Annotated in this window: 21 protein-coding genes and 1 pseudogene; 19 read left to right on the top strand and 3 right to left on the bottom strand. The window is 40.3% G+C overall.

All coding sequences use genetic code 11. The features are described from left to right. Window position 1: 1 nt before the first annotated feature. The 15 genes and pseudogenes from ABIE66_RS06880 to ABIE66_RS06950 all read left to right on the top strand — a co-directional run bounded on the left by ABIE66_RS06880 (window position 2) and on the right by ABIE66_RS06950 (window position 15325). Entirely contained in the window at window positions 2-415 is a 414-nt protein-coding gene (locus tag ABIE66_RS06880) for a MerR family transcriptional regulator (RefSeq protein ID WP_289317410.1), read from the top strand. Between the two features lie 205 nt (window positions 416-620). After that, complete coding sequence (locus tag ABIE66_RS06885; RefSeq protein ID WP_370014271.1) at window positions 621-2135, top strand: carboxylesterase/lipase family protein; 1515 nt, start codon at window positions 621-623, stop codon at window positions 2133-2135. 36 nt (window positions 2136-2171) lie between these two features. After that, complete coding sequence (gene kynU, locus ABIE66_RS06890; protein ID WP_370014272.1) at window positions 2172-3440, top strand: kynureninase; 1269 nt, start codon at window positions 2172-2174, stop codon at window positions 3438-3440. 14 nt (window positions 3441-3454) lie between these two features. Further along, window positions 3455-4804: an amino acid permease gene (locus ABIE66_RS06895; RefSeq protein WP_289317407.1), complete on the top strand. Its 1350-nt coding sequence runs from the start codon at window positions 3455-3457 to the stop codon at window positions 4802-4804. Window positions 4805-4821: 17 nt separating this feature from the next. Then, a complete protein-coding gene (gene kynA, locus ABIE66_RS06900; RefSeq protein ID WP_289324177.1) occupies window positions 4822-5667 on the top strand; it encodes a tryptophan 2,3-dioxygenase in 846 nt (281 codons plus the stop codon). A gap of 25 nt (window positions 5668-5692) precedes the next feature. Beyond that, a pseudogene (gene kynB / locus ABIE66_RS06905) lies at window positions 5693-6318 on the top strand (arylformamidase). Between the two features lie 16 nt (window positions 6319-6334). Next, on the top strand, window positions 6335-6988 hold the full coding sequence (nadD, locus tag ABIE66_RS06910) for a nicotinate (nicotinamide) nucleotide adenylyltransferase (protein WP_370014274.1): 654 nt from the start codon (window positions 6335-6337) through the stop codon (window positions 6986-6988). 262 nt (window positions 6989-7250) lie between these two features. Next, window positions 7251-8288 (top strand): sulfate ABC transporter substrate-binding protein, encoded by a 1038-nt coding sequence (locus tag ABIE66_RS06915; RefSeq protein ID WP_370014275.1) that lies wholly within the window; start codon window positions 7251-7253, stop codon window positions 8286-8288. A 68-nt stretch (window positions 8289-8356) separates the two neighbouring features. After that, on the top strand, window positions 8357-9196 hold the full coding sequence (gene cysT / locus ABIE66_RS06920) for a sulfate ABC transporter permease subunit CysT (protein ID WP_289327263.1): 840 nt from the start codon (window positions 8357-8359) through the stop codon (window positions 9194-9196). 11 nt (window positions 9197-9207) lie between these two features. Beyond that, window positions 9208-10092 carry a sulfate ABC transporter permease subunit CysW gene (gene cysW, locus ABIE66_RS06925; RefSeq protein WP_370014276.1) on the top strand — a complete coding sequence of 295 codons (885 nt, stop codon included), beginning with the start codon at window positions 9208-9210 and terminating at the stop codon, window positions 10090-10092. 12 nt (window positions 10093-10104) lie between these two features. Continuing rightward, entirely contained in the window at window positions 10105-11169 is a 1065-nt protein-coding gene (locus ABIE66_RS06930) for a sulfate/molybdate ABC transporter ATP-binding protein (RefSeq protein WP_370014277.1), read from the top strand. A 529-nt stretch (window positions 11170-11698) separates the two neighbouring features. After that, window positions 11699-13117 (top strand): C40 family peptidase, encoded by a 1419-nt coding sequence (locus ABIE66_RS06935; RefSeq protein WP_483313976.1) that lies wholly within the window; start codon window positions 11699-11701, stop codon window positions 13115-13117. A 199-nt stretch (window positions 13118-13316) separates the two neighbouring features. Continuing rightward, window positions 13317-13763 carry a hypothetical protein gene (locus tag ABIE66_RS06940; RefSeq protein ID WP_289327264.1) on the top strand — a complete coding sequence of 149 codons (447 nt, stop codon included), beginning with the start codon at window positions 13317-13319 and terminating at the stop codon, window positions 13761-13763. After that, a complete protein-coding gene (locus ABIE66_RS06945; RefSeq protein WP_289317400.1) occupies window positions 13751-14050 on the top strand; it encodes a YxcD family protein in 300 nt (99 codons plus the stop codon). The genes ABIE66_RS06940 and ABIE66_RS06945 overlap by 13 nt, the downstream gene beginning before the upstream one ends. 297 nt (window positions 14051-14347) lie before the next feature. After that, window positions 14348-15325 (top strand): aldose 1-epimerase, encoded by a 978-nt coding sequence (locus tag ABIE66_RS06950; protein WP_370014279.1) that lies wholly within the window; start codon window positions 14348-14350, stop codon window positions 15323-15325. Between the two features lie 40 nt (window positions 15326-15365). On the opposite strand, the gene ABIE66_RS06955 is transcribed toward ABIE66_RS06950, so the two are convergent. Further along, a complete protein-coding gene (locus tag ABIE66_RS06955; RefSeq protein WP_289317398.1) occupies window positions 15366-16754 on the bottom strand; it encodes an amino acid permease in 1389 nt (462 codons plus the stop codon). A 536-nt stretch (window positions 16755-17290) separates the two neighbouring features. Between ABIE66_RS06955 and ABIE66_RS06960 the strand changes: the two genes are divergently transcribed. The 3 genes from ABIE66_RS06960 (at window position 17291) to ABIE66_RS06970 (ending at window position 19152) form a co-directional block, all read left to right on the top strand. Continuing rightward, window positions 17291-17458 (top strand): YezD family protein, encoded by a 168-nt coding sequence (locus ABIE66_RS06960; RefSeq protein WP_289317397.1) that lies wholly within the window; start codon window positions 17291-17293, stop codon window positions 17456-17458. A gap of 178 nt (window positions 17459-17636) precedes the next feature. Further along, window positions 17637-18422, top strand: coding sequence for a serine hydrolase (locus tag ABIE66_RS06965; RefSeq protein ID WP_370014281.1), 786 nt, complete (start codon window positions 17637-17639; stop codon window positions 18420-18422). A 142-nt stretch (window positions 18423-18564) separates the two neighbouring features. Further along, window positions 18565-19152 (top strand): YdcF family protein, encoded by a 588-nt coding sequence (locus tag ABIE66_RS06970; RefSeq protein ID WP_370016994.1) that lies wholly within the window; start codon window positions 18565-18567, stop codon window positions 19150-19152. Window positions 19153-19189: 37 nt separating this feature from the next. Here the strand turns inward: ABIE66_RS06970 and ABIE66_RS06975 are convergent, their stop codons facing one another. Further along, window positions 19190-19450: a hypothetical protein gene (locus tag ABIE66_RS06975; RefSeq protein WP_289324187.1), complete on the bottom strand. Its 261-nt coding sequence runs from the start codon at window positions 19448-19450 to the stop codon at window positions 19190-19192. Between the two features lie 301 nt (window positions 19451-19751). Between ABIE66_RS06975 and cspC the strand changes: the two genes are divergently transcribed. Next, on the top strand, window positions 19752-19952 hold the full coding sequence (gene cspC, locus ABIE66_RS06980; RefSeq protein ID WP_010331195.1) for a cold shock protein CspC: 201 nt from the start codon (window positions 19752-19754) through the stop codon (window positions 19950-19952). A gap of 125 nt (window positions 19953-20077) precedes the next feature. Here cspC and ABIE66_RS06985 read toward each other — a convergent pair whose 3' ends face one another. Further along, on the bottom strand, window positions 20078-20245 hold the full coding sequence (locus ABIE66_RS06985) for a hypothetical protein (RefSeq protein WP_289317393.1): 168 nt from the start codon (window positions 20243-20245) through the stop codon (window positions 20078-20080). Window positions 20246-20456: the final 211 nt, after the last annotated feature.

Raw genomic sequence — 20456 nt, forward strand, 5'->3', positions numbered from 1 at the left:
GATGAATATATATCGGATTGGCCAGCTTGCTGAACTTGCGAATGTTTCGAGGAGAACCATTGACTATTACACACAATTAGGAATGCTGAACTATGAAAAAACTGGGTCAAGATATCGATATTACACAGAAGATGCCCTAAATCGTCTTCAAATGATTAATCGGTATAAAGAACAGAATATGCCGTTGACTGAAATCAAGGAACGGTTACAAGTTTTGTCTGAAACCACTGTTGATTCGGAGCAAGTGCTCTTGTTGGTGGACAAGATATCTACAGACCTTAAAGGACTGGAGAATGAATTGCTTGAATTAAAGCCCTTACTGGAAAAGCTTGATGAACAGCAGTTAACATATGCTGCAAAACAGCTTTCCGTTCGGAGCAGCTCTTTATTGAGCATCATTGCCATGCTCGCCTAAGATTTTTGCCGAGTTCAACAAAAAAAGACCTGATTGGGTCTTTTTTTTGTTGAACTCGGCAAACGATGCTTACTTAAGGATTGCATAAGATAGTGGCACTTGGCTAAATGGAGATTTTAATCTTTTTTCGATATAGATGAAGGATATAAGTGAACGGAAAAAGAAGAACTTAAGTATCTACGACTATATGAAGAGGTGAGAGTGAATGATTGGATCAATAGTTACGACAGGTAAAGGACATCTTCAAGGCACTATGGAAAACGGTATATGCGTTTGGCGTGGAGTCAGGTATGCGAAACCGCCGATAGATGCTCTGCGTTTCCGCTCGCCTGAGCCCGTTGATAAATGGAGCGGTGTCATGGATGCAGTGGATTTTGGTCCCATACCCCAACAGCCGATGGATCGGGCTGTAAGAACAGGAATGGCAGGAAATGAAAAAATGGATGAGGATTGCTTGTTCCTGAACATCTGGTCACCTAGAGCTGATGATAAAAAACGCCCGGTCATGGTGTGGATTCATGGTGGAGCATATATAACGGGAGCCGGATCCCTTGACATGTACAATGGACACTTATTGGCTAAGAATGGAGACGTAGTCGTAGTAAGCATCAACTATAGGCTGGGTGCACTGGGATATTTGGATTTTACCGATTTGGCAGTTGATGGGGAAATATTTGAAACCAATTTAGGTTTACGTGATCAAGTGGCGTCTCTGAAGTGGATTAAAGAGAATATAGAAGCTTTTGGCGGCAACCCTGAAAATGTTACGATATTTGGTGAATCAGCTGGAGGGAATGCCGTAACGACTTTACTTACCGTTCCTTCAGCGAGAGGTCTATTTAAACAAGCTATTGCAGAAAGTCCCGCTCCGACATCTGTTTACGGAAAAGGATTTGCGCGCCATTTCAGTGAAAGGTTCCTTGAGATCTTGGGCATTGAAAAGAATGAAATCCATCGGTTAAAAACACTTCCAGTTCAAGAGATTGTCGCGGCATCCTACCAACTCTTACAGGAAAACTCGCAAGACAAGCCGGGTTCCCTATCATTTGGACCTGTCGTGGATGGTGACTTCCTGCCTGATTATCCACTAGATTCGATTCGATCAGGAAAAGTAAAGGGAATATCCTTGCTTATAGGAACAAATAGGGACGAAGCTACATTATTCGACCAGATGGATTCCCCGTTAATCCCGACAAATGAAGAGATGATACATAAAATGTTTGAAAATACTGATCCAGAGGCGAAAGAGCGAATTACGAATGCTTATTTGAACTACCCGAAAAAGGAAGCTATGCTAGGCATTGGCCGGGATGCGACTTTCCATATTCCTTCGGTTTGGTATGCGGAGGCATACAGTCGCATCGAAAAAACATGGATGTACCGTTTTGATTATAAAACGGCGGCAATGCGCATAAGTAAATTAGGGGCGACCCATGGTATTGAAATTCCTTTTGCCTTCCAGACTTTCGACTCGGCATTGGGCAAACGGATTACTTCATATGGTTCCAGGCCAGCTGCACTAAAGGTTTCCCAAAGGATACAGGGCCATTGGGTCAACTTTGCGAAACATGGAAACCCCAATCCCCCGGAAGGCGAAATCTGGCCGAAATATGATGAAACCAATCACTACACAATGATTTTTGATAAAAAGGATTATATTGAAAAAGATCCTAACAGAATGATAAGGTTGGCATGGGAAGGGGTAGGGATTTACAAGTGAAATATAGTGGACTCGGAAGAAAGCGAGGGGAATTTTATGTCAATGAAAGAGGATGCCAAAACTTTGGATCAGGTAGATCCATTAGTTCCTTACCGAGAGGAGTTCTACTTGAATCCCGGGATGATTTATATGGATGGAAACTCATTGGGACTTTTATCGAAGCGGGCTGAGAAAAGTTTAATGAATTCATTGGAAGATTGGAAAAGGTATGGAATTGATGGGTGGACGAAGGGTGCAGAGCCTTGGTTTTACTATTCTGAGAGATTGGGTGAATTGAGTGCCCAATTGGTTGGGGCAGCAGTGGATGAAGTGATAATGGGAGGGTCAACTACAGCTAATCTGCATCAGCTTGCGGCGACCTTTTTTGAACCGATAGCTGGCAGGAATAAGATTTTGGCGGATGACCTAACCTTTCCCAGTGATATCTATGCACTTCAAAGCCAGCTCCAATTGCATGGGCTGGACCCTTCGTCACATTTAGTCCAGGTGAAAAGCCGAGATGGTAAATTCCTTGAAGAAGATGACATCATTGCAGAGATGAAAGAGGAAATAGGGTTGATTGTACTTCCGACGGTCTTATATCGAAGCGGACAGATCCTTGATATGGAGAGGTTAACAAAAGAAGCGCATGCGCGTGGAATCATGATAGGATTCGATGCCTGTCATTCCGTGGGTGCCATTCCGCATTGGTTTGACAAGTGGGAAGTGGATTTCGCTTTTTGGTGTAATTATAAGCATTTGAATGGCGGGCCAGGTTGTGTAGCGGGGTTATATGTGAACCGTAAGCATTTTGACAGGAAGCCCGGGTTGGCGGGATGGTTTGGCTCGCGGAAGGATAAGCAGTTCGATATGGAACATTCCTTCACTCAGGCAAATTCAGCAGGTGCCTTTCAGATTGGAACTCCCCATATTTTAAGCATGGCTCCTCTTTTAGGCTCGCTAGAAATGTTTGCGGAAGCGGGAATCGAACAAGTCCGGAATAAATCTTTGAGGCTGACTCAATATCTTATGGATTTAATCGAATCGGAATTGGCGGGATTTGGATTTGAAATTGGCAGCCCAAGGGATGAATCAAAAAGGGGCGGTCATATCATCATTGAACATCAAGAAGCTGCAAGAATATGTAAAGCATTGAAACATGAGGCTATCATACCCGATTATCGTGAACCGAATATGATTCGTTTAGCACCTGTTGCTCTTTATACCACTTTTCAGGAAGTTTATGAAACGGTACAGGTCCTCAAAAAGATCATGGACGGCAGGTTATATGAAAACTATGAAAATAAAAGGGGAATCATTGCCTAGAATGGGAGCACCAAATGGAGAAAAATAAGCTGCATCGTGAATTATCATCGAATCAAATTACAATGATTGCCATGGGTTGTGCAATCGGCACAGGATTATTTTTGGGCAGTGGCCTTGCGATTTCAACGGCAGGTCCAAGTGTACTGATCAGCTATGCAATAGGTGCATTCATTGTCCTTCTCCTGATGGGATGTTTGGCGGAAATGACTGTAGCCCATCCAACATCAGGATCCTTTGGAACCATTGCTGAAAAATATATAAGTCCATTTGCGGGTTTTGTTGTGAGGTATTCATATTGGATAGCGAATGTCCTTGCCATTGGTGTCGAAGTGAGTGCAATCTCGGTATATATGAAATATTGGTTCCCGGATGTACCTGGAAGCGTTTGGATCTTCCTTTTTGCTGCCTTGCTAATCTATGTAAATGCGACAAGTGTCAATACATTCGGGAATTTTGAGTATATATTTTCAATGATCAAAATTAGCGCCATTGTCATTTTCATTCTTTTGGGTGCCTATGTGGTGATTGGCGCCGAACCTTCAAGCGGGATCGGTGCAGAGAACTATGCCAATGATGGAGGTTTTATGCCTTTCGGGTTTTGGGGGCTTTGGGTCGCTATATTTATTTCTCTCTTCAGCTTTTTAGGAACTGAGTTGATTGCGGTGACGGCGGGAGAAGCAAAAGACCCTGATATTGCCGTCCCTAAAGCGTTGAAGGCAACTGTCTTCAGACTTGCCACTTTTTATGTACTGACAATCGGAATCATGTTAATGATCGTTCCCTGGCAATCCGCTGGTATTGAGAAAAGCCCATTTGTTAGGGTAATGGAAATCCTGAATATCCCTGGAGCATCGGGGATAATGAATTTCATTATTTTAACAGCTGCTTTATCTGCAATGAATAGCCAATTATATGCCTCCACCAGAATGATATTTTCATTATCCGAGCAAAAGCAGGCTCCATCCCTGTTTCAAAAAGTGAGCCGGAAAGGAGTCCCGATAAGAGCCCTTCTCATATCCACTTTGGGCATATTTCTTGCTGCAGGAGTAAAGGTCCTGCTTCCGGATACCTCATATGCATTCATGATGGGGATATCGATGTTCGGAGCCATTTTAACCTGGTTCATGGTGTTCATCTCCCATTTATATTTCAGAAAGGGGTGGGAGAGATCAGGGGGGCGTAAATTACCGGTCAAAATGTATGGCTTTCCGTATTTAACGATTCTTGGTGCATTACTCTTGTTTGCTTTAACGGTATCTACTTGGTTCACTGGCCCGTTTAAAATCGTTCTCCAGTTCGGTGTTCCTTGGCTGGTCTTCCTTTGCATCGTTTATTTTTTAATGTCGAAAATCAAAAGAACGTAAAGGGAAAGAGGGATGGTATGGATAATGGACCAAAGGATAAACATCGTTTGGAAGAAGGGATGGTAACTGATTTTGAGAAGGATATGTCCTATGGGGACTACCTGCATTTAAATCAAATTTTATCAAGTCAGCACCGGCTTTCCGGACATCACGATGAAATGCTGTTCATCATCATTCACCAAACCAGTGAATTATGGATGAAATTGATCCTCCATGAATTGACTGCAGCAACGGAACATATTGAGGCAGGGCACTTGGAGCCTTCCTTTAAGATGCTATCCAGAGTGGCTAGAATCCAACAGCAACTTGTTCAATCCTGGAATGTGCTTTCGACCTTAACGCCATCTGATTATATGGAATTCCGGGATAAACTAGGAAACTCATCCGGATTTCAATCATTTCAGAACAGGTTGATAGAATTTGCATTGGGTCAAAAGAATTCGCAAATATTGGCGGTTTTCCGTCATCAGCCTGAGCTGTATGAGTCGATGATGGCTGCTTTGAATAAACCTAGTATTTATGATGCGGCGATTGGGGCTTTGGCTGCAAAAGGACTTCCCGTTGATGAATCAGTCTTGAACAGGGATTGGTCTGAAACCTATCGGGCAAATGCCAGTGTCGAAAGCGCGTGGCTGAAAGTTTACCGTGATGTGCATAAATACTGGGATTTGTATGAGTTGGCCGAAAAACTCGTTGATATTGGAAGTCAGCAACAATTCTGGAGATTCAATCATATGAGCACTGTCGAGCGGATCATCGGTAATAAGATGGGAACGGGCGGATCATCCGGTGTAAGTTATCTGAAGAAGGTGGTCGAACAGCCATTTTTTCCTGAGCTTTGGACTTTAAGGACCAAACTGTAAGCTTTGACTGGAGGGGAAATTATAGTTGAATCCATGGTTAGATATTTCTCAGCGCCTGAATGAAAGTACGCCATATTGGCCAGGAGATGCACAATATTCATATAGGCTTAATTCATCAATAGCGGAGGGTGCATCCGTGAATGTAGGGGAAATTCGGATGAGTACCCATATAGGAACCCATATTGATGCGCCCTTTCATTTTGATGGACAGGGAAAAAAATCATCGAACTTGATATCGATTTATATATTGGAACTGCACTTGTAGTAAAGGTGGGTGCAGCTGAAAGTATTGGCATCAAAGATTTTGAAGGCGTTGAATTGACAGGAGTCCGAAGGTTGTTGCTGGGTACTGGACAATGGAAGGACCACAGCCGTTTTCCTGAATGGATTCCAGCGGTTGAACCAGGTTTAGCACCCTTCCTTGCAAATAAAGGAGTGAGGCTGCTTGGGATTGATTTACCTTCCGTTGACTTTCTCGACAGCAAAGAATTGCCTGCACATCATGCGCTGTCTGGCTGTGGGATTCATATCCTGGAAGGGCTGGTCCTTGACGGACTTGAGCCTGGGCTATACGATTTGGCTGCATTACCGCTTGCATTAGAAGCAGGGGATGGGAGTCCGGTCAGGGCCGTGGTGAAAAAGAAAGGCTGATGAGGGGGATATAAGGATGGGCAAAATTGGAATTTATGGATCTTCCTTCGATCCAGTCACCAATGTGCATTTATGGACAGCATCCACCATTGCGCATCGTGCTAAGCTAGACAAGGTGATTTTTTTGCCTTGTGCCAATGGCCGCATCGATAAACAGATGAAAACGAGCAATGGACACCGTTGGAAAATGCTTGGGCTGGCAATAGGGGGCAACCCGTTATTCGAAGTTAGTGATTATGAAATTAATGAACGTGCTGGAACGAGTAAACAATATACTTGGTATACGATGGAATATTTTAAATCAAGATATCCTATGGATGAAGTTTATTTCATAATGGGTGCGGATTTACTTGAAGATATTGATAATCAGGAGTTACCGATCCACTTACGATGGAAATTCAGGGAAAAGTTGATTGCCAATCATAAATTCATCGTCATGGCACGGGATGGGATCGATATGTTGAAAATCATATCCAAAAGTCCATTGCTAAGGAATTATGATGATGGCAATACATTTCACCTTATAGATAAAGGTCTTTCCATGGAAATCAGTTCTACATATATAAGGGATGAATTCGCGATGGGTGGGGAACCAAGATATTTACTGCCTGATCAGTGCTATCAGTATATTGTGGACAATAAGCTGTATCAAAAAGGATCAAATTCTTAAGTGTCGGGCTCGATCTCTCCGTGGATCGAGCTCTTTCGTATGGAAAATTCATTCACCTTCGATACGTGAATGAGTTTAAATAAAAGGACATGTTTATTAATTAAAACGTAGTTGACAACTTGGTATACTATGCTTTATGTTAATGGTACATAAATTCAGAATATTTGCTGATCAGAGAACTGAAGGCATACTATCTCCTTGAAAAAAAAATTAAAAGGGAAGTAGTGTGCTTTTTTTGTTGCAAAAAAACAGGGGGAATTCCATGAAAAAGTTGATGAAATTGACAAGTTTGATATTAGCCTTCGGTGTACTTGCAGGATGTAACTCGGAAAAAACGGAAGGGGACGGGACATCAAAGTCAAAGACACTTGAGCTATTGAATGTGTCATACGATCCGACACGCGAATTGTACCAGGAATTCAATGAAGCGTTTGTGAAGCACTGGAAAGAAGAATCGGGTCAGGATGTAACGATTCAACAATCCCATGGCGGATCTGGTAAACAGGGTAGGGCCGTCATTGATGGATTGGAAGCGGATGTCGTTACATTGGCATTGGCCTATGATATTGATGCCATTTATGAAGCTAGTAACCTATTAGCGGGGGATTGGCAGAAACGTCTGCCGGAAAACTCGACACCTTACACCTCAACCATTGTGTTTTTGGTAAAAAAGGATAACCCTAAAGGCATTAAAGATTGGGATGATTTAACCAAAAAGGATGTTTCCGTAATTACACCAAATCCAAAGACAAGCGGAGGGGCAAGGTGGAATTACCTGGCAGCTTGGGCTTATGCAGAGAAGAATTTCGATAATGACGAAACAAAAGTAAAGGATTTCATGAAAAAACTTTATCAGAATGTTGAAGTCCTGGATTCAGGGGCACGTGGTGCAACCACCACTTTTGTAGAAAGGGGAATTGGTGACGTACTTATCGCTTGGGAGAATGAAGCCTATTTAACACTTGAAGAATTCGGTGATGACAAATATGAAATCGTCAATCCTTCGATCAGTATATTAGCAGAGCCACCGGTAGCTGTTGTCGACGAAGTGGTAGAGAAAAAAGGAACCAAGGAAGTGGCTGAAGCCTACCTGGAATACCTATATACGGATGCAGGTCAGGAAATTGCCGCGAAAAACTTCTATCGTCCAAGGGATGAGAAGCTTCTCGCTGAATATGAAGACCAATTTGCAAATATAGATATGGTGACTGTCGATGATACGTTTGGCGGGTGGAAAAAAGCCCAGGAAACACATTTCAATGACGGTGGTACATTTGACGAAATTTATCAACCGCAATAAGCATGTGGGAGAAGATGGATATCCACATCTTCTCCTTCATAAATCAGAAAAAGAGCTGGGGCGAAGCGATGAATATAGCGACAGAAGGAAAACAGAAGAAAAAGAGGACCATACCCGGTTTTGGATTGACGATGGGGTTTACGTTGCTATATCTCACCATCATCGTTTTGATCCCATTATCGATGGTTTTTCTAAACACATTTTCAATGGGATTTCAGGATTTTTGGGCGACCATAACTGAACCAAGGGTTGTCGCTTCGTATAAATTGAGTTTTTTGACAGCGTTAACTGCGGCCTTCGTGAACGCAGTTTTTGGCGTTTTAATTGCCTGGGTGCTTACACGTTATGAGTTTCCCGGCAAGCGGATCATCGATGGGCTGGTTGATTTGCCTTTTGCCCTCCCAACTGCTGTGGCAGGGATTACTTTGACGACTTTGTACTCACCGAACGGATGGATCGGGCAATTTTTCAGCTTTAAAATCGCTTTCACTCCTATCGGGATTATCATCGCCCTTATATTCATCGGACTTCCATTCGTAGTGCGGATGGTTCAACCGGTGCTTGAAAATATCGAAAAAGGGATGGAAGAGGCATCTGCTTCTTTAGGGGCGAATCGAATGCAGACATTCATTAAAATTATCTTCCCGGAATTGATTCCAGCGATATTGACGGGTTTTGCACTTTCTTTTGCGAGGGCACTTGGAGAGTATGGATCCGTTGTCTTCATTGCAGGAAATATGCCGTTTAAAACGGAGATTTCCCCGCTGATCATCATGACAAAGCTCGAACAGTATGATTATGAAGGGGCAACAGCTGTTGCAGCCGTCATGCTCATTATTACATTCATAATTTTGTTCACCATCAATATCTTACAATGGTGGACCGGCAAAAGATATTCAGGGAAGTAGGAGGGGACATGTTGGAACATGATAATTCGGTGGTTGCAAAAACGAATGACCCGGTCATTATAACGAGAAACGCAACAAAAGAGCCTAAAACCATACAGTGGGTCCTTATTTCCATTGTATTGTTATTTCTGACTTTGTTTTTAGTTGTCCCATTAATCGCGATCTTTGTAAAGGCATTCGAAAAAGGTGCCGAAACATATTTTGCGGCCATTTCCCATCCTGATTCCTTGGCTGCGATTAAATTGACATTGATCGTTGTCCTCATCACTGTGCCGCTCAATGCCATATTTGGGGTAGTGGCTGCGTGGACCATAACTAAATATGATTTTAAGGGGAAAAACTTTTTAATAACGTTGATAGATTTGCCTTTTTCCGTATCCCCAGTCATAGCCGGTTTGATTTTTGTCCTTCTCTTCGGCTTGCATGGAACACTTGGTCCATTGCTGCAAACCTTTGACATTAAAGTGATCTTTTCAATACCAGGGATTGTCATTGCCTCCATTTTCATTACCTTTCCATTCATTGCGCGTGAATTGATCCCGCTCATGCAAAGTCAGGGGACGTCTGAAGAAGAGGCATCACTAACGCTGGGGGCGGGAGGGTTTAAGACATTTTGGTACGTAACCCTTCCCAATATAAAATGGGGACTATTATATGGAGTCATACTTTGCAATGCCAGGACAATCGGGGAGTTTGGGGCTGTATCGGTCGTATCGGGCCATATACGGGGGATGACCAATACGATGCCGCTTCATATTGAAATCTTATACAATGAATATCAATTTTCAGCTGCTTTTGCCGTTGCATCCCTGATGTCCATTTTTGCAATCATAACCTTGATCATTAAAAGTTTCATAGAATGGAAAACGGACTTTAAATCAACAAAAGCGAGTTAGGGGGGGAATGAAATGAGTATCATCATTGAAAATGTTACAAAATATTACGGGTCTTATCAAGCTCTCCAAAACATTAATATGGAAATAAAAAGCGGGGAACTCGTAGCACTTCTTGGCCCGTCCGGATCTGGAAAAACGTCATTACTGCGTATCATTGCGGGTCTTGAACAGGCAGAGAACGGAAAGATCCTCTTTAATGAAGAGAATTACACGCATAAGCATGTAAAAGATCGAAATGTTGGTTTCGTCTTCCAGCATTATGCCCTTTTTCGCAATATGACCATTTTTGACAATATTGCCTATGGATTGAAGGTCCGTCCTAGAAAAATAAGGCCAAGTAAAAAAGTGATTGAACAGAAGGTTACCGAGTTGCTTCAGCTCGTCAAGCTGGAAGGATATAAAGATCGTTATCCATCCCAATTATCAGGCGGCCAACGCCAGCGTGTTGCTTTGGCAAGGGCACTTGCGGTTGAACCGAGTATTCTTTTGCTTGATGAACCATTCGGGGCACTGGATGCCAAGGTTCGTAAAGAACTTCGGCGTTGGCTAAGAAGGCTTCATGATGAATTCAACGTTACGAGTGTGTTCGTGACGCATGATCAGGAAGAGGCGATGGATGTAGCTGATCGGGTCGTTATCATGAATGAAGGGAAAATTGAACAGATTGGAACTCCGGAAGAAGTTTATAATCAACCGCAAAATCCATTTGTTTATGATTTTCTCGGCAGTGTCAATCTTTTCAAAGGCAACGTTCACCAAGGGAAATTGGTAACTGGGAATGTGGAAATGAATGCCCCGGGCAGTGAAGATGGATTGGGAACGGGTTATGTAAGGGCTCATAACTTTATCATAGAAAGAGCATCATCAGAAAAGGATTCGATTGCTTCCATAGTTGACCACATTCATACTATTGGCCCCATTGTCCGGATAGAAGTCATTCGTCAGGATACAAACGAACCGCTGGAAATCGAACTGACGAAAGAACAATACTTGAATTTGGAAATAAGCAAAGGGGAAAGGGTATTCGTCCGGCCAAAAGAATTGAAAGTTTTTGTCGACTTTATGGCTGGAATTTAAGAATGGGTCGAATATTGACGGAAAAACCGCTGAAGAGCGGTTTTTTTTAGTTTTTTAATGGGGATATTAGCGAACTTTCCTGTATCAATGGTAAATAAGCTGTAATCTGATACAAAAGGGCTTCTATGCGTTCGAACAATGTGAGTTTTTACCTGCCGATAGTCTATAGTCCCTTGGTGCTAAACACTAGATAGAAAGTCTTGCATCAAAATACGAAGATGGTTTTGTAAGATATTGGTTGTATTATCACGAGGAAAAGTCGAATTCTTACGTATAATGTTAAAATTGAAATGTAATTGTAACATTATTATTACGTATTTGACAAAATCTGATGATATACTACGACTTAGGTGAAAACATAGTAGAGTATCAGAAATGTATTTAATATAATTACAACCTTAGAAGATTACATAAAGAGTAAAAAAAATAGAGAAGAGTTCCCAGCAATTTATTTTGACTAATCATTTTTCATAGAGAAAAAGAAGTAGGTCGATGGAAATGCACGGGGAGGAAAGCAGGGGAAATGAGTTTGAAGAAAAAACTTATCGTATTGAACACGACAATTATGCTAGGATTGGGAAGCGCTTTTGCCATACCATCAGTGAAAGCTGAAGAAAATATCTCGGATATTCAATCGCAACGCACAGGAATACAATCGGATATTTCAGAGGCGGAACAAGTTATTCAGGAACTGAAAAAAGAACAGTCGAAAATGAATTCCCAAATTGCCCAGATTGAAACGGCAATGAGAGAAAATGACGAAAAAATCAAAGATACTAAACAAGAAATTAAAGACACGGAAAAAGATATAGTTTCTTTAAAGAAAGAAATTAAAGCGTTGGAAGAAAGAATCGCAAAACGCGAGGAAGTCTTGAAAGAGCGCGCCCTTTCATTCCAAGAGAGCGGCGGGGACGTTGAGTACCTTGAAGTTGTTTTAGGTTCTAAAAGCTTTGGTGAATTCGTTAATCGTGTTGGAGCGGTAGCTACAATTGTGGAAGCGGACCAACAGATTCTTAGCGAGCAGGAAGCGGATAAAGCAGACTTAGAAAAAAAACAAGCAACCGTAGAGAAAAAATTGCAAAACCTAAAGGATATGGAAGTAGAACTTAAAGGTATGCAATCTCAAATTGAAGATCAAAAAGCAGAAACTGTCAATATGAAGGCAAAGATTGAAAAGAAAGAAGCGGAAACAGAGGCCCTTAAACAATCTTTAGAGAATAAAGATGCAGGTTTAGAAGCGCAAATAGCATCCATTCGTGAAAATATCAAAAAAGAGGAAGAACGTAAAGCATCTGAGAAAGCTGATCTTGACCGTGCTGCTGAAGAAGTGAATTCTTCAAATTCTTCTAGTGAAGAATCATCAAGTTCTTCTAAAGGTGAAGCGTCGGAATCAGGTTCGTCTAAAGGTGAATCATCTTCATCTAAAGGTGAATCATCTTCATCTAAAGGTGAATCATCTTCATCTAAAGGTGAATCATCTGTATCTTCAAATTCAACTAAAAACAGTTCTGCTGATAAACCTGCAGCAAGTAAAACAGAAGCATCAAGCAAGCCAAGCAGTGCAAATACAGGCTCTGCAATTACAGCAGGTTATAAATATATCGGTAACTCCACATATAAATTTGGTGGCGGAAGAACGGCATCCGATATCGCTAACGGTCTATTCGATTGTTCAGGGTTCGTTGCATGGGCTTATAAACAAGCTGGTGTGAACCTTCCAGCCAGTACGGATGCATTGAAAAATGCAGGACGTCAAGTATCTAATAGTCAAAAACAACCTGGAGATTTAGTATTTTTCAATACCTATAAAACTGATGGGCATGTCGGTATTTATGTCGGCGGCGGCAAATTTATCGGTTCCCAAAGTTCAACAGGTGTTGCAATCGCCAATATGGAAAGTGGATATTGGGCAGGTAAATTCAACGGACGTGTCGTTCGTGTAAATTAATGGTTCCTTAATAAGCAGGGGAGTAAATGCCCCTGCTTATTTTTTTTGAAAAAATATCGAAAAAAGTGAAACTTATTTTGATATTCAACGTAAATACTATAAGATAAAACAAGGATAGGTGATGTGGACTTTCAGTTAATCTGGGAAAAGATATAATGAAACAACATTCCATACTATTAAACGGAGGCAAAAAAACATGATGAAAAAATTTATGGCTGCATTACTTACAATTACACTAGCATTCTCTCCAGTCGGCACTTATGTATTCCAAGATCATTCGGAGTCTGTCGATGCAAGGGGTTACAAGTCTGGAAAAAGAAGCTTTAACAGCAACAACAATAATAATTCGAACTTCCAAAATAAAGAAACGAAGAAATCCGATGCCACTACTACTAATAAAGCAAAAACTGATACAAAAAGTGGAAAAGCATTTACTAAAGGCGGCTTAATGAAAGGGATTATGCTAGGCGGACTGGCAGGATTACTTTTTGGTAGCCTATTCGCCAATATGGGAGCCCTTGGTTCTATACTTGGACTATTAATCAACGTGTTAGCGGTTGTTGCATTAATCGTTGTAATCCGTAAAATATTCACATATTTCAAAGATAAGAAGAAGAAAGAGGATCCAAACCCATGGAGAGGCTAAAGATTTCCGAACAAGATATCATCAATGCGGTTTGTGTTTACATTGCCCGTAAAAAGCAGGTACAACCTAATGAGGTAGAAGTGGAGTTAATGTATGATGATGATTATGGCTTTTCGGCTGAAACGTTTGTCGATGGCCGGAAACAAGTGTTAATCACCATCAACTTGATAGAAGCGCTTCGCTTATGGCTGGATGAATATTTGAATAAAGATCCATATTCGGGTATTGAACTTGTTTTGGATGATGAAGAGGGAATAGTGGCTTTAGTAAGTGAAAGTAATCGATAAGAAAAAAGGATGCCGTAAAGGCGTCCTTTTTTTATTTTTTTAGATATTCGTAAAAACTATATACATGCAATGAAAACGACTCTATCAAAAGTCGAGTTTAGGGGTAGTAGATCGGTGCAAAAGAAAGAATCTAAGATAATAGAAAGGTATTAAAGCAAACTAGGCAAAATCTTAATTACTGGCAACATGGTTAAGAAATACCGATGTTTTCTTTTGGGTGTATTTCATTCCATTTGTTGCAAAAAATGGTCGTTGGAAGTAGGATGGATATATGTTCAAGCAAAAGGAGGAGAGTAAGTGACAGGTTATATAGAGGATATCACTTTTTTAAATGAAAAGGCTATAAAGTTCGGCAATGAAAAAGTGGAAGCGATACTTGCGCCATCTTTAGGAAGCAATCTACTTTCGTTGAAGTACAAGCGAAAGAATATTGAGGTGCTGCGAACTCCAGATAGTTTGGAAGAATTTAAAAAGGTCCCCATTTTATACGGGATGCCAATCTTGTTCCCTCCCAATCGAATTGAAGATGGCCAATTTACATATAAGGAGACTACGTATAAGTTTCCAATCAATGAAATGGAAAAATCCAATCATATTCATGGTTTTTTGCATGACAAGCCGTGGCAAGTCTGCAAAAAAGAAGTGAACGGGAATGAAATAGTCATTAATACTGAGTTTTCAAGCAGTGATTTTGCTTATCTAAAAGGCAGCTTTCCGCAAGATATTACAGTCAAAATGTCTTTGTCTTTAAGCGGTGAAACATTGGATATAAAATTGGAAATCACCAACAAGGGCATTGAACCCTTTCCGTGGGGAGCAGGTTATCATACTGTATTCAATTTTCCATTTGGGCCAGGGAGTAAGTTGGAAGATTGCAGAATATCACTCCCCGTCAATAAACAATGGGAGTTGAATGAAAGGTCATTGCCTACTGGCGAAATTCATGAAACGGACAATACATTGGAAATCCAAAACGGATTTAGCTTGGAAGGCCGGCTGTTTGATGATCTATTTGGCTATGATGAGGAAAGTTCTCTGGAAAACGAGTGTATTCTCACTGACCATGAGGCTGGCATACAAGTCATTTATCATGGCGATCAAAGTTTTAAGTTTTGGGTATTGTTCAATCAGGAGGGGTTCGTCTGTCCAGAACCATACACATGGGTAACGAATGCCCCTAATCTGGATTTATCGGAGGGATTGACTGGATTGAGGGAGTTAAGCTCAGGGGAAACGGTTCAGCTGAAAACTAGACTGGTAATGAAAGAGATTTAAAAAAACACCTTGGCACTTTTGAATGCCAAGGTGTTTAAGGTTATGCTTTCTTTTTCATCCAGAGCGGGTATAGAACGATTCCAACTACATATAAGGCAATGCCAAGTATGAATGTATTCATATCAGCTGTACCTGTCTTGATGACCCAAATCGAGTAGATTAACGCCAGGATGGTGATAATGCCATCACGAACCCTCGAACCTTTCATGATGTCATAGGTTTCCCCAGTCATGACTAATTTCAATTGATACAGAACTGATGCAAGGTAAGGAATCAAGTATGCGAGTGTAGCGACGATCATTGAGAATTTATAAGCTTCCAAAATCGTTCCCGAAATAGTGGAGAATAAGAATATCTGTGTCATGATATTTGTTATTGTCATAGAACGGACAGGCGTGCCATTTTTGTTTGCTTTTGCAAAATAGGACGGGAACAGATCTGATTTCGCTGCCTGGTAAGGAACTTCAGATGCAACGACAATCCATCCGATTGTAGAACCCAATAAGGAAATGACGGCAAGTGCGGCCATTAAATACGTACCGCTTGAACCTACTACAGCTTGTAGTGCGTCAACAAGTGGTTTTTGTGATATTTTCAAATCGTCTTGAGATATCGCACCCATCGTCAATAAGGTAATGCCGATATAAATGGCAACAGCGATAAGTAAACCTAGAATCGTGGCTTTCTTAACATCATTTTGTGACTTAGCACGGTTTGAAAGCATTACGGCAGCTTCAATACCGATGAATGCCCATAGTGTTGAAATTGCAGCAGCATTCACTTGATCACCTAAAGAGATGGCTGAACCTGTCTTATCGTAAAATTCAGCACCGTTCCCCAGATTTGAAGAATCGAAAATGAATATCGTGATAATGATGAAAAATAAGAATCCAAGCACTTTTGTTACCGTAGCAAAAAGATTCAGTTTCCCAGCACTGTTGAAGCTTCTTACCAAGATTGCCTGAATTCCCCAAAGGGCAATGGAACAGACTGCAAAGGTTAGTGCTTTACCAATTTCGAGATGAAACGAACCCGCAGTATAAATCACTTTCGTACTATGCATCACCGGGAAAAACGTTGATAGGTAACCAGCAAATGAAATGATGACAGAAGCTGTCGCCGCCCAATTTGCAGCCCAATAACCCCAAGCCATGCTATATCCTGAAACCCTTCCTTTAGCCCGGGATTTAAATAATGATTGGGCATAACTTTGAGGTCCGGCCTTCAATTCCGGTTTCCGGACTGCCAGGTTACCAAACACCAGAGCTATTAAAAATACTCCCAGTCCAGTAACCATCCATGCCAATGTTGCCCCTAATGGACTGGATACTTGTGCTAATTGAGCAGGGAGCATGAAAATTCCGCCGCCGACCATATTTCCAATTACGAATGTGGTCAAAATCAATAAACCCCATTTTTTATTTACCATATATAATCGAACCTTTCTTAAATACAAAGTGTATGTTATATACCGACAACTTATACTAAAATAGTATATCTCAAATAGTTTAGTTTGGTAAAGTGGTAAATAAGTAAAATGTAAAACACAGACTAATCAGAAAATTGCAATGTGTGATTGACAAAAGGATTAAATTGGATTATATTAGAAAAAACCGAGTTAATAGGTAAGGATAATGCGGTTTGTTGCTTCAAATCGTATACTGGATTTTTCCATAACATTTGCAACTCCTGAATATTGCCGATTAGTCAACTAAAGGCGCCCTTACATCTAATCTGTTAGATGACGGGTGCCTTTTATTTATTATAGTGAAGGGAGGGGAATATGGAGTTCCTATGAACGGGTTATTCTTAATCGGAAGGGTTAAGTGATGAGGATATGATAGGTAACCAAGTTCCTCAAGAAAACATTGAAAGTGGGAAGAGTACGTGTAGATTTTCGTACGATCTCTTTTTAACATTAGGTATGAAACGAAGCTTTATTACCAGTATTGAAGGGGAGATAATATGGAAAAGAAAGAAGAATTGAAAATAAGGCATATCATTTCAAGCTTGGAAGAACTTCAATATGGATCCGTCATAATAACCGTCCATGATGGAGAAATCACACAGGTGGATACAACTGAGAAGAAACGATTCCCATTAGTGAAGGGCCGGGCTGTTAAGACTAGATGAATATCAGTTTTTAAGTGAGCCTTCGATACGAAGGCTCTTTTATTTCGTTTTAATATACAAATTTATTCAATTTGGAATTTTCAAGAAGATTGTACTGCTTTTAACATGGTAGAATAAGTTAGGGTATAAGGGAGTTTTTATAGGGACTAATGAAATCTTAAGGAGGAACAGGGGATAGATGACCTTACAAACTATAGAACATGATATCTTGGAATTAGTTGAATCATTTAATGGGAAAATTGCCTATAAAATTGAAAATGAGCTAGGGGATACGATCGGATATCACGAGGATGAATCTTTTCAATCAGCGAGTTTGATCAAAATACCAATGATCATCGAAGGTTATCGTCAAAGCGAACAAAAGAAAATCTATTTGAATCAACCAGTGACCATCCCCCCTAATGAAGTGACTGGGGGATCAGGGGTCCTGCATGTCTTATCGAATAAGGTATTTTTAACTGTAGAGGATTTATTGACACTGATGATAACTGTTTCTGATAATACTTCCACGAATATGATGATGAAACTGTTGGGCTTTGAGGAAATAAATCAATGCATCAAGGAACTTGGTTTGAAAAATACCGTCCTTGAACGAAAAATGCAGGATTTTAAGGCATTAAAAGAAGGTCGGGACAATACCATCTCGGCGGAAGATACGATTACCTGCTTAAAAGCCATACATACAGGCGACTTTTTAACGAAAGAAAGCCAAGAAAGAATATTGCGAGTATTTGACAATCAGCAATTAAGGGATAAACTTCCATCTTTGATGGGAAGAGGGGTTAAGGTCGCGAGCAAAACGGGCGGAATTCGGGGAGTTGCCCATGATTGTGCAATCATTCGGTCAGAAACACAAACCGTTTATGTTGCAGTTCTTACTGAGGATATGAATTCAGAGGAAGAAAGCCGCCAAGTAATCAGTAAAATTGGAAAGGTGATTTATGATGATATGGTCGCAGATTAAATTGTCCGATTCAATATTTTTGGGATGGTCAGCAGGGTTATCACTATTATAAGAAGAAGAGCGGGAAGTCATTCATGATTTCCCGCTCTTCCATATTAGTTATAAGGGGGGATGAGAAAGAATGTTAGATAATGAAAGGAAAATGAAACGGGGGAAAACTTTAAAAAGAGCGATGAAAGTTGGTTTTATTGTGTTATTGGGTTATTTCGGTTTTTTACACATGAAAATACAAGAAAGCATTCATCAGCCAATACCGGAAAATGCCGATTACCTAATAATTCTTGGGGCAAGGGTCAAAGGTTCGGTTCCATCATTATCATTACAATACCGGATTGATAAAGCTGCAGAATATTTAAGAGCGAATAAACGTACTCTGGCCATTGTATCTGGCGGCAAAGGACCTGGAGAAGATATTTCGGAAGCAAAAGCAATGCAACAAGGGCTAATCGAGCAGGGAATTGAAGAAGCGCGTATCATGATGGAAGACAAATCTACAACAACTCATGAAAATATTGTTTTCTCGAAAGAACTCATTACTGATCCATCAGCCTCCGGATTGATTGTCAGTAATGATTTTCATATCTACCGAGCCGTTGAAATAGCCAAAAAAGAAGGTTTGGACATGAAGGGAATACCGGCAAAAACGCCAATAGTGGCATTGTTGAAATCATATTCCCGTGAATATCTGGCTATTACCAAATACTATCTGACAGAGTTGATTGGGAGGTGAATTCGAATTCTCCTAAAGATGGGGGAGGGTACTTTCATTATTCGACTTCCACGACAACATTAGGAACTTCCCGAAAATCTTTCTCTTGATATAACTCTTTAAGTGTCTTATAAACGGGATAACCGGTATAGGAAATCTCGACTCGTTCATCGGCATCCACTTCTTCCACATCTATATCATCAACAAAACCAAGTTGATCATCGATTTCCATTAAATAAAATCCAAGTGCCTCATATCCGCTATAGGCTACAATAACCTTACTGTCAATACCGCTATTAGAAACTTTGTAATATTTCATTGGTTGACCTCCCTCGTTGTTAATTCTTTAAGTGAAAATGGTACGGTTTCTTATACTCTGATATACCCGTTAATCTATAACTGAATCATTCAATTGGATAAATAAAGAAAATAAAGGAAATAGGGAAGCGGAAAAAGAATGTGCCCTGTCAAATAAATATCACTAGATAATTTGCTATATTAATCATTTCGTGTTATTCTAATAAAGAATTGTTTTTGATTGTGGAAGAAGGTACTAGTTATTTTCCAAAATGATTGAAAATAGTAATACAATGTGTGTTATGCACTAGGAGGCAACAAAAATGGAACAAGGTACAGTTAAATGGTTTAATGCAGAAAAAGGTTTTGGATTTATCGAACGTGAAAATGGAGACGACGTATTCGTACATTTCTCAGCTATCCAAAGCGAAGGCTTCAAGTCTTTAGACGAAGGTCAAAAAGTAACTTTCGACGTTGAGCAAGGTGCTCGTGGAGCTCAAGCTGCTAACGTTCAAAAAGCTTAATTTTAAAATTAAATCGTAACCTATATGAACAGACTCCCTCGATGGGAGTCTGTTTTTTATTGTGCTAAAGAATGTAAGCAAAAAAAATCCCACTCTGAGCTGAGTAGGGTTTTAGGGACGTGTTATTAAGATTTTTTTAATTCTTCTTCAAAGAAAAAAGTAGTTGGATGTTCTTTTACAGTATAAGAATATCTTTTCATGTTTTTTACATATGCCCATTTATTAATGGTTACTGATTCATTAGTATCCTGAATAGTTACTGTTTCGCCAGTATTATACTTATTGCTTTTCAATTTATGCACCCTCTTTACTAATAGTATAACATATTTGGGAATAAAAAATGTGTCCAAGATATTCCAAGGATATATTAGGTTTAAAAAACCAGACTATGTGTACGGCACTGAGCACAATTATTTTTGAATGATATAAAGAGGAAGATAAGGGTGATGTTTTAGCCTTGCAGAAGGTGAAGGGCAGAATGCGGTTTTTTTAGCTGAACAAGGA

The sequence above is a fragment of the Peribacillus sp. B2I2 genome (assembly GCF_041261685.1).
Classification (GTDB): domain Bacteria; phylum Bacillota; class Bacilli; order Bacillales; family DSM-1321; genus Peribacillus.